The sequence below is a fragment of the Phycicoccus sp. Soil803 genome, from assembly GCF_001429685.1.
In the GTDB taxonomy this organism is placed as follows: domain Bacteria; phylum Actinomycetota; class Actinomycetes; order Actinomycetales; family Dermatophilaceae; genus Pedococcus.
The window spans coordinates 2,952,300-2,964,812 of the sequence record NZ_LMST01000001.1 but is presented as its reverse complement, the minus strand read 5'-3'; the positions used below and the strand labels follow the sequence as shown (position 1 = coordinate 2,964,812).

At 69.5% G+C, this 12,513-nt stretch carries 16 protein-coding genes and 1 tRNA gene; 8 read left to right on the top strand and 9 right to left on the bottom strand.

The window, feature by feature from the left end:
* The first annotated feature begins 226 nt into the window (after window positions 1–226).
* The 5 genes from ASG95_RS13665 to ASG95_RS13645 all read left to right on the top strand — a co-directional run bounded on the left by ASG95_RS13665 (window position 227) and on the right by ASG95_RS13645 (window position 2,233).
* Window positions 227–460 (top strand): hypothetical protein, encoded by a 234-nt coding sequence (locus ASG95_RS13665; protein ID WP_057377825.1) that lies wholly within the window; start codon window positions 227–229, stop codon window positions 458–460.
* 2 nt (window positions 461–462) lie between these two features.
* On the top strand, window positions 463–1,071 hold the full coding sequence (nadD, locus tag ASG95_RS13660) for a nicotinate-nucleotide adenylyltransferase (protein ID WP_255358330.1): 609 nt from the start codon (window positions 463–465) through the stop codon (window positions 1,069–1,071).
* A gap of 7 nt (window positions 1,072–1,078) precedes the next feature.
* Window positions 1,079–1,453, top strand: a complete 375-nt coding sequence (gene rsfS / locus ASG95_RS13655; protein ID WP_082592622.1) for a ribosome silencing factor — start codon at window positions 1,079–1,081, stop codon at window positions 1,451–1,453.
* On the top strand, window positions 1,450–2,061 hold the full coding sequence (locus ASG95_RS13650) for a histidine phosphatase family protein (RefSeq protein WP_057377824.1): 612 nt from the start codon (window positions 1,450–1,452) through the stop codon (window positions 2,059–2,061). The genes rsfS and ASG95_RS13650 overlap by 4 nt, the downstream gene beginning before the upstream one ends.
* A 99-nt stretch (window positions 2,062–2,160) precedes the next feature.
* Window positions 2,161–2,233 (top strand) — tRNA-Ala (locus ASG95_RS13645).
* Between the two features lie 123 nt (window positions 2,234–2,356).
* Here ASG95_RS13645 and ASG95_RS13640 read toward each other — a convergent pair.
* The 3 genes from ASG95_RS13640 to ASG95_RS13630 all read right to left on the bottom strand — a co-directional run bounded on the left by ASG95_RS13640 (window position 2,357) and on the right by ASG95_RS13630 (window position 5,011).
* Window positions 2,357–2,959, bottom strand: a complete 603-nt coding sequence (locus ASG95_RS13640) for a TetR/AcrR family transcriptional regulator (RefSeq protein ID WP_057377823.1) — start codon at window positions 2,957–2,959, stop codon at window positions 2,357–2,359.
* Window positions 2,960–3,108: 149 nt separating this feature from the next.
* Window positions 3,109–3,975, bottom strand: coding sequence for an alpha/beta fold hydrolase (locus tag ASG95_RS13635; protein ID WP_057377822.1), 867 nt, complete (start codon window positions 3,973–3,975; stop codon window positions 3,109–3,111).
* A gap of 40 nt (window positions 3,976–4,015) precedes the next feature.
* Window positions 4,016–5,011, bottom strand: coding sequence for an NADP-dependent oxidoreductase (locus tag ASG95_RS13630; protein ID WP_057377821.1), 996 nt, complete (start codon window positions 5,009–5,011; stop codon window positions 4,016–4,018).
* A 340-nt stretch (window positions 5,012–5,351) separates the two neighbouring features.
* Here ASG95_RS13630 and ASG95_RS13625 point away from each other — a divergent pair, with 340 nt between their 5' ends.
* From ASG95_RS13625 to ASG95_RS13615, 3 genes are all read left to right on the top strand, one after another.
* Window positions 5,352–6,053 carry a GAF and ANTAR domain-containing protein gene (locus tag ASG95_RS13625; protein WP_162259407.1) on the top strand — a complete coding sequence of 234 codons (702 nt, stop codon included), beginning with the start codon at window positions 5,352–5,354 and terminating at the stop codon, window positions 6,051–6,053.
* 291 nt (window positions 6,054–6,344) lie between these two features.
* Entirely contained in the window at window positions 6,345–7,001 is a 657-nt protein-coding gene (locus tag ASG95_RS13620; RefSeq protein ID WP_056922650.1) for a hypothetical protein, read from the top strand.
* Window positions 7,002–7,247: 246 nt separating this feature from the next.
* The gene (locus ASG95_RS13615) at window positions 7,248–8,123 is read left to right on the top strand and encodes a hypothetical protein (RefSeq protein WP_157582085.1); all 876 of its coding nucleotides are present in this window, start codon (window positions 7,248–7,250) and stop codon (window positions 8,121–8,123) included.
* 64 nt (window positions 8,124–8,187) lie between these two features.
* On the opposite strand, the gene ASG95_RS13610 is transcribed toward ASG95_RS13615, so the two are convergent.
* The 6 genes from ASG95_RS13610 to ASG95_RS13580 form a co-directional block, all read right to left on the bottom strand.
* Entirely contained in the window at window positions 8,188–8,481 is a 294-nt protein-coding gene (locus ASG95_RS13610) for a phosphatase RsbU N-terminal domain-containing protein (protein ID WP_056922652.1), read from the bottom strand.
* A complete protein-coding gene (locus ASG95_RS13605) occupies window positions 8,474–8,866 on the bottom strand; it encodes an STAS domain-containing protein (RefSeq protein WP_056922653.1) in 393 nt (130 codons plus the stop codon). Before ASG95_RS13605 ends, ASG95_RS13610 begins: the two co-directional genes overlap by 8 nt.
* Window positions 8,863–9,762: an STAS domain-containing protein gene (locus tag ASG95_RS13600; RefSeq protein WP_057377820.1), complete on the bottom strand. Its 900-nt coding sequence runs from the start codon at window positions 9,760–9,762 to the stop codon at window positions 8,863–8,865. Before ASG95_RS13600 ends, ASG95_RS13605 begins: the two co-directional genes overlap by 4 nt.
* A complete protein-coding gene (locus ASG95_RS20950; RefSeq protein ID WP_235543872.1) occupies window positions 9,759–10,847 on the bottom strand; it encodes a sigma-70 family RNA polymerase sigma factor in 1,089 nt (362 codons plus the stop codon). Before ASG95_RS20950 ends, ASG95_RS13600 begins: the two co-directional genes overlap by 4 nt.
* A 172-nt stretch (window positions 10,848–11,019) precedes the next feature.
* Window positions 11,020–11,244, bottom strand: coding sequence for a hypothetical protein (locus ASG95_RS21400; RefSeq protein ID WP_157582082.1), 225 nt, complete (start codon window positions 11,242–11,244; stop codon window positions 11,020–11,022).
* A gap of 967 nt (window positions 11,245–12,211) precedes the next feature.
* On the bottom strand, window positions 12,212–12,403 hold the full coding sequence (locus ASG95_RS13580; RefSeq protein ID WP_056922657.1) for a hypothetical protein: 192 nt from the start codon (window positions 12,401–12,403) through the stop codon (window positions 12,212–12,214).
* Window positions 12,404–12,513 lie beyond the last annotated feature (110 nt).

Here is a 12,513-nt window from a genome sequence, read left to right as displayed (position 1 = left end):
GACTGGAGCGCGTGAGAGATTTCTAGTGGCCCGATCCGTTGTGCCGCAATAGGTTTCGCGCACCTTTTTCTGTCCACGGGTTTCCCACACGGTTGTCCACACCCGGGTGTGCGCAACGCACAGGTTGTGCACACCCCTGTGCACAACATCCGTGGACAGCGGGGGCTTGCGCAGCCCGACGGTGATGGTCGCGGGGAGGGGGTCGGCGGCAGGTACGCTGTGGGGCATGTCGTCGTCTGCCTTCACCCTGGTCGCTGCCGCCGAGGAGCACACCCGCGAGCTGCCGATGTCCCCCTACGCGTTCGGGGCCATCGCCATGGTCGCGTTCCTGGCCCTCCTGGGCGTGCTGTGGTTCTTCCGCGGCGTGGCGACCAAGGTCGCGACCGGCGGAGCCCACGGCACCCATGCGCCGGCCGGCCACCACGACGCCCATGCCGACCACCAGGGCAGTCACCACTGACCATGCGCCTCGGAGTGATGGGCGGGACGTTCGACCCGATCCACCACGGCCACCTCGTGGCCGCCTCCGAAGTCCAGACCCGGTTCGGGCTCGATGAGGTCGTCTTCGTGCCCACAGGCCAGCCGTGGCAGAAGGACGCGCGCGAGGTCAGCCCGGCCGAGCACCGTTACCTGATGACCGTGGTCGCGACGGCCTCCAACCCCCGCTTCACGGTGAGCCGGGTCGACATCGACCGCCCCGGCCCCACCTACACGATCGACACCCTGCGCGACCTGCACACCGAACGGCCCGATGCCGAGCTGTTCTTCATCACCGGCGCCGACGCGCTGGCCCAGATCCTGTCGTGGAAGGACGCCGACGAGCTGTTCCGGCTGGCGCACTTCATCGGGGTGACCCGTCCGGGCTACGTCCTGTCGGAGTCGGGCCTCCCGGCCGACCGGGTCACCTTGCAGGAGGTGCCCGCGATGGCGATCAGCTCCACCGACTGCCGGGCGCGCGTCGAGCGCGCCGAACCCGTCTGGTACCTCGTGCCCGACGGCGTCGTCCAGTACGTCAACAAATACCGCCTGTATGCCGCCGGCTCACCCGCCGGCGCACCGGCACGAACGTAGGAGAGCAGTGCCCGCCACCGAACGATCCCTTGACCTGGCCATGACGGCCGCCAAAGCAGCAGACGACAAGCTCGCCACCACCGTGGCCGGCATCGACGTGAGCGAGCAGCTCGCCCTGACCGATGTCTTCGTGATCGTGTCGGCGAGCACCGACCGACAGGTCGGCGCCATCGTCGACGAGGTCGAGGACCAGCTCCGCGAGAAGGGCGCCAAGCCGATCCGCCGTGAGGGCGAGCGGGACGGCCGCTGGGTGCTGCTCGACTTCGGCGACATCGTGGTCCACGTCCAGCACGACGAGGAGCGCGAGTTCTACGAGCTCGAGCGGCTCTGGAAGGACTGTCCCGAGATCGACCTCGGCGTGCCCAAGCGCCGGGACGCATGACCGCTGCGCGACGCGTCCTGCTGGTCCGGCACGGCGAGACCGACCACAACGCCGGTGGCGTCTGGCAGGGGCAGCTCGACACCCCCTTGTCCGACCTCGGCGTGCAGCAGGCCCGTGCCGCGGGCCGGGCCATCGCGGCATACCGGCCCTCGAGGGTGATCTCCTCCGACCTGGCACGGGCGGCCGTCACGGCCCAGCACGTGGCCGAGGCGGCCGGGGTGCCGGTGACCCTCGACCCCCGCTGGCGCGAGATCCACGTGGGGCAGTGGCAGGGGCTGCACACCAGCGAGGTGCGGGCCCGGTATGCCGAGCTGCTCGTGGAGATGGACCGCGCCGACATCCGCCGCGGCGTCGACGGCGAGACGCTGGCCGAGGTCGGGAGTCGTGCGGGGGAGTCCCTGCGCGAGATCCTGGACGACCTCGGCGACGACGAGTGCGTCGTCATCGTGGCGCACGGGGTCTCGAGCCGGGCCGCCATCGCCCACCTGCTCGGGATCGACCAGCACCTGGCCACCCATGCGCTGGCGACCATGGGCAACTGCCACTGGGCGGAGCTCAGGCAGAGCCGGATCGGGTGGCAGCTGAGCGCGTGGAACGCGCACGCCTGACGCGGTGGACCCCGGCCCGCCCGCCGATTTGGAGATTGGGTGGGGGTACTGGGTAAACTTCCGCAGTCCCCTCCGGGGGGCATCCCCCTCGGAGGATCCGGGGCTGTGGCGCAGTTGGTAGCGCACTTCCATGGCATGGAAGGGGTCAGGGGTTCGAATCCCCTCAGCTCCACCGGACACGAGATGGCCCCTGGCCAGCGGAAACGCTGGTGAGGGGCCATCTCGCTTGGCGCCGCTCATGAGATCGGACAAGAGCACGCGCAAGGCGAGCGATTCGGTGCTGACTGCCGACGCATCACGCGCGTAGCAGGACGCGGACCTGGTCTCGTATCTCGTGCACGAGGTCGTCGGCGGGGTTGGCGATGTTGATGGTGGCGGCCATGCTGACGAACATGATCGCGGAGACGATGTGCGCGAGAGTGGCGGCCTCGTCGGAGTGGATGCGATCGTCCCGTTGCAGCACGTCGGCGATCGCCATTTCGGTCTGCACGGTCAGGTTGAGCGCGTCGCGGTGGTGGGGTTCCTCGGGGTCGCCGAAGACGATCTCCCGGAGGTAGGTCCGTCCGTTGTCGACCTGTTTGCGGTTGCACTCCACGACCGGGCGGACGATCGCCATCACCGCGTCGAGCAGGTCGGGGATGGTCTCGGCCGCCGTCCTGCCCTGCGTCAGCGCATCGGCGTAGGCCGAGTTCTGCACGAGGAGCAGGAGCTCGCCCTTGTTCTTGGCGTAGAGGAACAACGTGCCCGCACCGATGTCGGCCTTGTCGGCGATCTCCTGGGCGGTGACCTCGTCGACTCCGCGCTCGGCGAAGAGTTCCCGTGCGGCGGCGGTGATGCGTTCGAGCTTCTGCTGTTTGTTCCGCTCACGCCGTCCGACGGGTTGGGAGGTGAGTGGCATGGCTGCCGCCCTTCTCTGCGGTGTGGGCTCCTGGGGGTGGGCTCGAAGGTGCCGGCGCTCATTCTTCCACGGCGGTCGAGGAGCCCTCATGTCGCGGAGCTCCGGGAAGAGCGCGCCGACCGGTCCGGCAAGCTTGGTCGCCCGGATGGTCAGCGGGCGAGGAACTCGAGGGCGACCGGGACGAATCTGTCGTGGAACTGGAAGATGCCGCCGTGGCCGGAGTCGGGGTAGATGACCAGGTCGGAGCCCTTGATGCGCCGGTGCAGGTCTTCGGAGAGCACCGAGGGCACCATCCGGTCGTGGTCCCCGTTGGCGATCAGGGTGGGCTGGCTGATCTTCGACAGGTCGGCGGCGGGCGAGCGTCCCCACTTCTTGATCGCCTTGAGCTGGGTTTGGAACGCCTTGACCGCGACCGGCTTGTCACGGTCAGTGGTGCGCTCCTTGAGGCGCTGCACGAACGCGCGGGCGGCGGGCTTGCCCGTGGCGTTGCGGTTGAAGAAGAGGAACTCCTTCGGGTCCGACCGGGTCACGGCGGCCCGGAGGATGTCGTAGTAGGTGACGCTGGCGACCTTGTCCATGTCCTTGCCGCCAGCGGGACCGGTGCCGGTGAGGATGAGCTTGCGGACGAGGCCGGGGTGCTTCACCACCAGGGCCTGGGCGACCATGCCGCCGAGGGAGAAGGAGAAGATGTCGACCTGGTCGAAGCCGAGCGCCTTGATGAACGTCACGGCGTCGTCGGCCATCGCCTCGATGCTGTCGGGAACGGTGCCGGTCGAGGCTCCGACGCCGCGGTTGTCGAAGGTGATGACGTGGTGCTGGGCGGCGATCGGGTCGATGATCCGGGGGTCCCAGTTGTCGAGGTTCGCGGCGAGGTGGACGAAGAAGACGACCGGGATCCCGCCCTTCGGCCCCAGCTCGCGGTAGGCGTAGGTCACGCCGCCGGCGTGGATGGTCTGGGCGGGCGCGTCCTTGTAGGCGGTGATGACGTCGTCCTGTGCGTGGTTGTTCGTGCTCATGATGTTCTCCGGTGTCGTGGTGGGTGATGAGATGGCTTTGTCAGGCCCTGCTGATGACGGCCTTGCCGCGGATGCCGCCCTTGTCGAGCGACTGAACTGCCTGCACGGTCTGGTCGAAGTCGAAGACCCGTCCGACGACGGGCCGCAGCGCGCCGGCATCGACGAGGTCGGTGATGTGGCGAAGCTGGTCGCCGCTGGCGCGCATGAAGAGGAACTCGTACGTGACGCCCAGGCGCCTCGCCTGGCGGCGGATGCGGCTGCTGAGGGCCGCCGTCACCAGCCGGAGGATCGGGTTCGCGCCGAGCTCGCGGGCGAAGGCCGTGTCGGGTGGGCCAGCGATCCCGATCGCCTTGCCGCCGGGACGCAGCACGCGGAGCGACTTCTCGAGGTTCTTCCCGCCGAGGCTGTCCAGCACGAGGTCGTACCCGTCGAGAAGCTGTTCGAAGTCCTGGCTGCGGTAGTCGACGACCACGTCCGCCCCGAGCGCGCGCACGAAGTCGACGTTGCCGGTGCTGACCGTGGTGGCGACCGTGGCACCGAGGTGCTTGGCGAGCTGGATCGCGATCGTCCCCACTCCGCCGGCGCCGCCGTGGATGAGGACCCGTTGCCCCGGTTGCAGGTTGCCTCGCTCGACGAGGGACTGCCAAGCAGTCAAGGCGACCAGCGGTAGCGAGGCCGCTTCCTCGAAGCTGAGGGACGCCGGCTTGAGCGCCAGATCGGCCTGGGCCACCGCGATGCGTTCCGCGAAGGCTCCGATGCGGTCCTTGTCGGGGCGGGCGTACACCTCGTCGCCGAGCCTGAAGCCCTGCACCTTCGCGCCGACGCCGATCACCGTTCCCGCGACGTCGTTGCCGAGGATCTGCGGCAGCTGGTACGGGAGGATCTGCTTGAACTCGCCCGTCCGGATCTTCTCGTCGAGCATGTTGAGCCCGGCAGCCCGGACCTGGACGAGCACGTCGTGCTCTCCGACCACGGGCTCGGGGACATCCGCCTCCTGCAACGGACCCTGGTACTGCGTGATGACGAACGCTCGCATGCTGACTCCTGGACAACGATAATATGAGTAGCCTCAATAATGAACGCACTCAGGTTTGTTGTCAAGCGCAGGTCGTCCAGGTTGCTCTGACCGGGGGATGAGCTCGGAATTCGCCCATCGCCTCACTGGCCACTCGAAGGTATCCTCCGAAACGGAGGCTCATCCCAGACCCCGATGAGCAGGTTTGGCAACCCACCTCCGCTCGGTGTCCACCGAGGCAGCGCCTGCTCGTCACGGCAGTTCAATGACGGTTGGAGGCGACATGGACAGCTGGCCCCCCGAGAACCTGGTCAACCACCGTTCGTGGTCATCCGTGTGGCGTGCCGAGCATGCGATACCCGTGTTGGACTCGATCATCGACGTGGCGAGAGAACTGGTGCCGGGGACCCACGTCGGCATCTGCATCGCCGAGAGCACCGGTGCCCTCAGCACCCTGGCCGGCACGGATCAGCTCGTGTTCGAGCTCGATGACCTGCAGTACGCCATGGACGAAGGTCCGTCCCTCACCACGGTCAGGGACGGCCACACGGTCATCATCGACGACGCCGAGAGCGAGCATCGGTGGCCCAGGTTCATCCCGCACGCTGTCAACCTGGGCCTCCGGTCGCAGCTGAGTGTGCCCATCGAGGTCGAGGAGCAGACCGTCGGCGGGCTGACCTTCTACTCGACGACGCACACCCACCTCGACACCGACCGCTTGGCGCACGCGAGACTGTTTGCTGCGCAGGCCTCCCTGGCCGTGACCCAGACCCGACGCGAGAGCCACCTTGCAGCGGCCCTCCAGTCGAGCCGGACGATCGGCAAGGCCACCGGGCTGATCATGGAGCGGTTCGATCTCGACGACGAGGACGCCTTTGAGCGCCTGTCCCGTCTCTCGCAGATGTCCAACGTCAAGCTCCGTGACCTCGCGGCTCATCTCGTCAAGCAGTCCAACGACCTGCGACACGTGGCCGACGCGAGCACGGGCCACGTTCACCAACCCTCGGCCGGCCACGCAACTCGGGACCAGGATGAAGCCACCGACCTCGTGGTCCGTCTGTAGGTTCCGGCTTTTCCTGGCCTGTCGCCCGTGACGCCTTGAGGGTGCGTTCATGACGCGAGCCGGTGGCCAGCGGCTACCCGCCTCCCGCACACCGTGGGGTCCTCCTGAGCGTGATGCAGGCCCCGCATGTCCCTTTTCTCCTGTCACGTCGGCCGTGGATGGGTGTCTTCAGTAGTGCCACGGACCGGCGACAGCACCTGCACGTGAAGTGAGCTGGCGAGCCGGACCGAGGTCGACATCGCAGGTCCATCAGCGGGCACCCCACAGGGCGCCCCGGAAGGAGAACTCGACATGTTGCACGCGAAGTCAGCAGGACACGGTGACGGCACGCCAGGCACGCTGCGCAAGACACTCAAGGCACGGGTCGTGGCCGTCGTCGCGGTAGCCACCGTCGCCACCACCGGTCCACTCCTCGTCGGCTCCGCGCAGGCCGCGTCGCCGCACAGTGGTGCGGCGAAGGCAGTCCACTCGTCCTCGAGCGCAGGCAAGGCCTGGAGCTACCAGGGGACGTGGACCGACAAGAAGGGCCGCACCGGCGCCGCCACGGTGGACATCGTGCCGCAGAAGTTCTGGAGCTCCGGCGACAAGCTGATGATGCGCAGCGCGGTCACCACCACCATGCAGGGCGCACGCGGCTCCGTGCCGCACACGAAGATGATGGACCTGCAGGTGAAGCAGGCGACCACCGGCGCCGTGGGCGCTGGGGTGACGGCCGCCAGCTGCGACATCCTCAACCTCGTGCTCGGGCCGCTGGACCTGAACCTGCTGGGACTCGAGGTCCACCTGAACCAGGTCGTGCTCGACATCATCGCCACGACCGGGGCGGGCAACCTCCTGGGCAACCTCCTCTGCGCGGTCGCCGGCCTGCTCGACGGCGGCGGTCCGCTCGGCCAGATCGCCGGCCTGCTGAACCAGATCCTCGCCATCCTCAACGGACTGGGGGTCTGAGCTCCCCAGCCTCGGACCACCGCTGACAGTGGCGCCGACGCGCGCGCCGCACGGCGCCACTGTCAGGCGGGGCGAGACCCGGAGGACCGGCGGGGGCCACACTTCCTCCGGGTTTCGCCCGGCCTGAGAGCGGGCAAGTACCTCACGGCGGTAGACCCCGTCCCAGGACCGGCCCGGAGCACTGGTGCACACAGCACCCATCCGGAGCCAAGCGGTCCTGACCAAGCCCTCACCAAGGAGGCACACATGAGCACCACACACGAACCGGGACGCCCCGAGCACGACGAACGACGCGTCACCGACCGGGACCTGGACGCCAGCGATCGGCGTGGGGACAGGCCCGGCGAGCCGCTGGGTGACCACACTCGCGCTGACCGAACAGCTGGCGATCGGAGCGACTACCGGGACCGGGCTGACGATGGCGAGCGAGTCGACTACCGGGACCGGGCTGACGATGGCGAGCGCGCGGCATACCGGGACCGGGCTGACGATGGCGAGCGCGCGGCATACCGGGACCGCACGGAGGTGGTGGAGCGCGACCGTGTCGTCGACGGCGACCGGTTGGCCGCCGTCCAGGCGGACCGGTTCGGTGGGATGAAGCTCGGCTCGGCCTTCTTCGGGTGGCTCAGCGCCATGGGGATGGCCGTCGTCCTCATCGCGGTGCTGGCAGCCGCCGGGACGGCCGTGGGGCTGGGCACCGGGACGGACGCGGACGAGGCAGTGGATGCCGCGTCCGACAAGGCCGCCACCGTGGGTGTCGTGGGCGGCGTCGCCCTGGCGGTCATCCTCTTCGTCAGCTACTTCTGCGGCGGCTACGTCGCGGGTCGGATGGCCCGGTTCAACGGCCCCAAGCAGGGTTTCGCCGTGTGGCTGTGGGCCCTGGTCGTCGCGGTGGTGGTGGCGGTCGTCGGAGCCGTGGCGGGTAGCAAGTACGACGTCCTCGGCCAGCTGAACAGCTTCCCGCGCCTGCCGGTCAAGACGTCCGACTTGGACACCGCTGGTGTGGTGGCCCTGGTCCTGGCCGCCGTGACCAGCCTGCTCGGCGCGATCGCCGGCGGCGCCGCCGGCATGCGGTTCCACCGCCGGGTCGACCGGGTCGACCCCGTCGACGTCGCGGACTAGGCGAGCGACACTGCCACGTCGAGGTCTCTGACGACCAAGGAGATCTCGGCGTGGCAGTGCGCCGTCACTCGGATGAGGTCCGAAGCCGTCGGTGGGCCATGTCGAAGGTCGCGAGCACCTCGAGGAGGAAGTCGCCGGCGGCCGCGGTGATCCGACCCACGTCCTCGCGGGGAGTGTCCGCCAGCACCTCGCCCAGGACGACGTGGTGCACGTGCACCAGGTCGAGCATGCTGACCCCTCGGACGATGGCACGGCGGCCGAGGTCGTAGCCGTCGGTGAGGGCGGCTTCGCTGCGCCGCGGGAGGTAGCGCTGGAACGCGACGCGGTAGTCGAGGGTGACGTCCTCCAGGTCACCCACGGCGTCCGCCTGCCGCGCGGCCGTTGACCCGCGCCAGGTAGGCCAGCCCCTCTTCGAGGTCCAACGACGTCGGCACGTCGCCCATATCCATACCCAGGCGCACCATCGAGAAGGCGACCTCCGGTTGGATCCCCACGATGACCGTCACGGCTCCCCGCAGGCGCGCGATGTCGGCGATCGACCGGAGGGTGCGCGACGCGAAGCTGTCGATCACGTCGAGGGCAGCCACGTCGATGATCACCCCACGGGCACGGTGCTCACCGATCCGGCTGACGAGGTCGTTCTGGAACCGGACCATCTCGGAGTCGTCCAGGGCAGTGTGGACCGACGCGACGAGGGTGTCACCCTGACGCAGGATGGAGACGAGAGCCGGTCCTGAGTTCACGAGCCGTCCGTCACCGCCTTGCGGGTGACGGTGAAGCCGAGCAGTCGTTCGGCCTCCTCGAGGCCGCCCTGCAGGTCGCCGATGGTGTTCATCTTGCTGAGGTCGACGCCGATGGTGACCAGGGTCTGGGCGATCGTGGGGGACAGGCCGGTGATGATCACGCTGGCGCCCATCAGCCGGGACGCGTCCACGGTCTGGACCAGGTGGTTGGCGACCGTCTCGTCGACCTCCGGCGCGCCCGTGATGTCGATGACGACGACCTTGGCCCGGTGGGTGCGGATGCCGCTCAGGAGCTGTTCGGTGAGCTGTCGGGCCCGCTCGCCGTCCAGGACCCCGATGATCGGCAGGATGAGGAGCCGTTCGCGCACCGGGAGCACGGGCGTGGACAGCTCGCGGATGGCGTCCTGCTGCTGCCTGATGACGCGTTCGCGCTCGTCCACGAAGCTGACCGCGACGGTGTTGGCGATCCGGTTGGCAGCCGGCTCGTAGGCGTCGAGGATGCGGTTGAGGAGACCGAAGTCGCGCTGGTACTTCTCGAACAGCGAACGGGCCAGGACGTCGCGCAGGAGCAGCACGATGCCGACGACCTCGTGCGTCTCGACACCCCGCGGGATGATGCGTTCAGACAGGTCCCGTGCATAGTGCTGCAACGCCTCGACGCTGCCTGTCTCGAGCACCTCGACGTAGTTGTCGTAGACCGACGTGGTCTCAGCGGACATCTCCTGCGGGGTCATCGCCTCCAACAGGTGGGCATCGCGGATGCGGGAAGCCCACTCGTCGCGCAGCTTCGCGCGGTGTTCCCGCAGGTGTGCCACCAGCTGGGGCAGCAGCTGGTCGCCGCTCGACGACGCCTCGACCTGCCCCGAGCTGTCCTGCGTCTCGTCGTCCTGGCTCATGCTGTTCCCTTCTTGTCGAACCACTTGGTCATCGTCACGGTGGTGCCGTGTCCCGGCTCGGACACGATGTTGAACTCGTCCATGAGGCGTCGGGCTCCGGGCAGCCCGAGACCCAGCCCGTCGTACGTGCTGAAACCGTCCTTCAGGGCGACCTCGACGTCATCGATGCCGGGGCCGGTATCGCGTGCCACCACGTGGATCCCGGCCCGCGGCCCGTCCAGGAGCTCGATGGTCACCTCGCCGCTCCTCGCGAACCGGACGATGTTCCGCGCCACCTCCGAGACTGCCGTCGCGAGCATGGTCAGGTCTGCACCTGAGAAGCCCGCGCGGATCGCCAGCTCCCGTGCCGCCTGGCGGGCGGCGACGATGTCTGGGTCTGCGCTGATCGCCACGTGGATCTCGTTGTCGCGCAGCGGTCCTCGGCCGAGAAGGGGCTGGCTGAGCTTGGCGCAGAGGCCGCACTCGAGCAGGTGCCTCCCCGCATCCACCTCGCGCTGGCGGCGCCGGTCGGCGCTCGACAGCGCCAGCAGCACCGGGCGGCACTCTTCGGTCGGTGGCTCGGTGTGCTCGAGGGCCAGGAGGTACTCCACCCGCAGGCGGGCCCGGGTCCGTTTCAGCTGGGCGGCGACTGCGCCGGCGGTGCTGCCCGAGTCGTCGGCCAGGCTCTGGGTCGCCTGCCCACTGATCTCGTGGGCCAGCAGGACCTCCCGCTCCCGGTCGGTCAGCCGGCGCAGGGCCTCGTTGATGGCCGACTGCTCCTCGGACGCGACGACCACGTCCTCGGCCTCGTCCGGCACGCTGGGATCGAGGGCGCGGTGGCGGTTGCGTGACTCACTGTCCTTGCGGCGCCACATGGTCGCCATGACGTTGCGGGCGGTGGCGATCGCGTACGGCTCGATCATCCCCGGCTCGATGCGGTCCTCGGCCTCGAGCACGCGCACGAGGGTCTCCTGCACCAGGTCCTCGGCGGCAGGGTGCTCGCCGACCCGCGCGGCCACGATCCGCCGCAGCATGGGGATCAGGGCTGCGACGTCGACCGCCCCACCCGGCTGCGCCGACTCGTCGGGTACCCGCGCCGTGCTCACGAGTGCGACACTACGCCCAGAACGCCGCTGGCACGTCCCTGACCTGCACTGATGTATGCCGCCGCGGCGCCTTGGCCGCGTCCGAGCGCCACGGCCGGAGCCCGCGGCACCGCGCGGCGCCGAGAGAGGTACCTCGTATCCCAGCGCCGCGCGGCCGCCCCACACACCCCCGTCAGGTCGACGTGTGAGGCCGCTCTCCAGCCGGTCCAGCGGGCTCGGCTCGCGCGGGTGCGCCGGGATCGCGGGCGCTGCCCTGGTCGACCCGGACCTCCTCGAGGACCCCTTCCAGCACTGGGCTCTCGTCGAGGGGGTCGACATAGCCGGGCGGTGGCGGCGGATCGCGGGGGATGGGTCCCGGGATCGCGTCCCCACCGGTGGGGACTGTGGGTTCACCCATGGTGCGATGCTTCCCCCTCCACGCGGCGCCTTGGCACCTCTGTTTGACGTATCGGCGCGACTGCCCCGGCCTCGCGGGGGCCGACCGCCTGGCGCCGCCTCACGGTGCGCTGGCTGGTGTCCGTGGCCCAGACCTCCATGCGCTGGAGGACATGCATCAGGGCGAGCACGACCACCGGCACCGCCAGGGCAACGCCCCTCATCGGAGGTCCCCGCCGCGTGCGCGCCCGGCCTCGGGACGAACACTCCGCCGCGCAGCACGGTGGGGTGAGGGAAAGACCTTCCCGGGCTCGATCGCGAAGGAGTGGACGTGCACCACCAGCCCCATGAGGTCCAGCTCGAGTGGCCGGACCACGGGATGCAGGCCCAGCTCATCTCGGACCAGGTCCGCCGGGGCCGTCGTCCGCCTCGACTCCCGGCCGACGACCGTCCCATCGGGCTCCCGGAGCTCACCGGTGAACACACCCGTGACAAAGGCTCCCCGGGGGGCCAGGACCAGTCGTTGCAGCCGGAGGTGGCCGGTCATCACCCCTTCGTCCCCTCGAGGGGAGCGAAACGTGCCGGTGAGCGGTATGCCGTCGCCCTCCGAGGATGGCGCCTCAGGGTTGCGACGGGGTCGGAAGGCGATCACGGTCATCGGGGGCTCCAGTCGTGGGATTCGGCCGATCCAGGTGGGCCGGCAGTGGCGCTCCACGGGTGAGGGGAACGGGAGGGCGCCACTGCCGGGGTCTGAGGGTGATCGGCCCTTCACCAGTGAAGACCCCTTCGAGCGTTCACGTGACGCGGCGCCCACGGCGCAACGGGGCTCCAGAGCGGCGTGGCGCGCCTCTGGGACCCCAACCGTCACACGCTCCTCGCGTCATGTCCTGGACCTCAAGGCGTCAGAAGCGCCGGGCCCGCCCGCAGGGCTCTCCGCAGGGGCCCCGCAATGGCGCGCCGCTGGTCACTGCCACGGACCAGCTGAAGAGTCAGTCCTGCTGCGCCGCGGCGCTCGCACCGGGCTCGGCAGCCCTCAGCCCGAGCGCCGCATCGATCTCCGCCTGGCTCAGCGCAGGTCCGGCCGCGGTGGCCGCGGCGATCACCTCGCCGAGCAGCGCGATCTCGTCGGCGAGGGCCGTGTCGACCAGCGGTTCGTCGGGATCGGTGGGGACCATCAGCATGGTCCTCTCCCAAGGCTTGGCAACCGGGACCGAAGTCCCGGTGACGCGTCCCCGCTCCACGTCCGTGGTTCGGTGCCACCGCCACCTGCGGGCCACAGGTGGCCGGTCGG

Coding starts and splice junctions, on each gene's coding strand:
- ASG95_RS13635 (WP_057377822.1), bottom strand. CDS start 3,975: ATGAGCACGAACAACCACGCACAGGACGACGTCATCACCGCCTACAAG.
- ASG95_RS13665 (WP_057377825.1), top strand. CDS start 227: ATGTCGTCGTCTGCCTTCACCCTGGTCGCTGCCGCCGAGGAGCACACC.
- ASG95_RS13650 (WP_057377824.1), top strand. CDS start 1,450: ATGACCGCTGCGCGACGCGTCCTGCTGGTCCGGCACGGCGAGACCGAC.
- nadD (WP_255358330.1), top strand. CDS start 463: ATGCGCCTCGGAGTGATGGGCGGGACGTTCGACCCGATCCACCACGGC.
- ASG95_RS13600 (WP_057377820.1), bottom strand. CDS start 9,762: ATGAGCCAGGACGACGAGACGCAGGACAGCTCGGGGCAGGTCGAGGCG.
- ASG95_RS13640 (WP_057377823.1), bottom strand. CDS start 2,959: ATGCCACTCACCTCCCAACCCGTCGGACGGCGTGAGCGGAACAAACAG.
- ASG95_RS13615 (WP_157582085.1), top strand. CDS start 7,248: ATGAGCACCACACACGAACCGGGACGCCCCGAGCACGACGAACGACGC.
- ASG95_RS13620 (WP_056922650.1), top strand. CDS start 6,345: ATGTTGCACGCGAAGTCAGCAGGACACGGTGACGGCACGCCAGGCACG.
- ASG95_RS13580 (WP_056922657.1), bottom strand. CDS start 12,403: ATGCTGATGGTCCCCACCGATCCCGACGAACCGCTGGTCGACACGGCC.
- ASG95_RS21400 (WP_157582082.1), bottom strand. CDS start 11,244: ATGGGTGAACCCACAGTCCCCACCGGTGGGGACGCGATCCCGGGACCC.
- ASG95_RS13630 (WP_057377821.1), bottom strand. CDS start 5,011: ATGCGAGCGTTCGTCATCACGCAGTACCAGGGTCCGTTGCAGGAGGCG.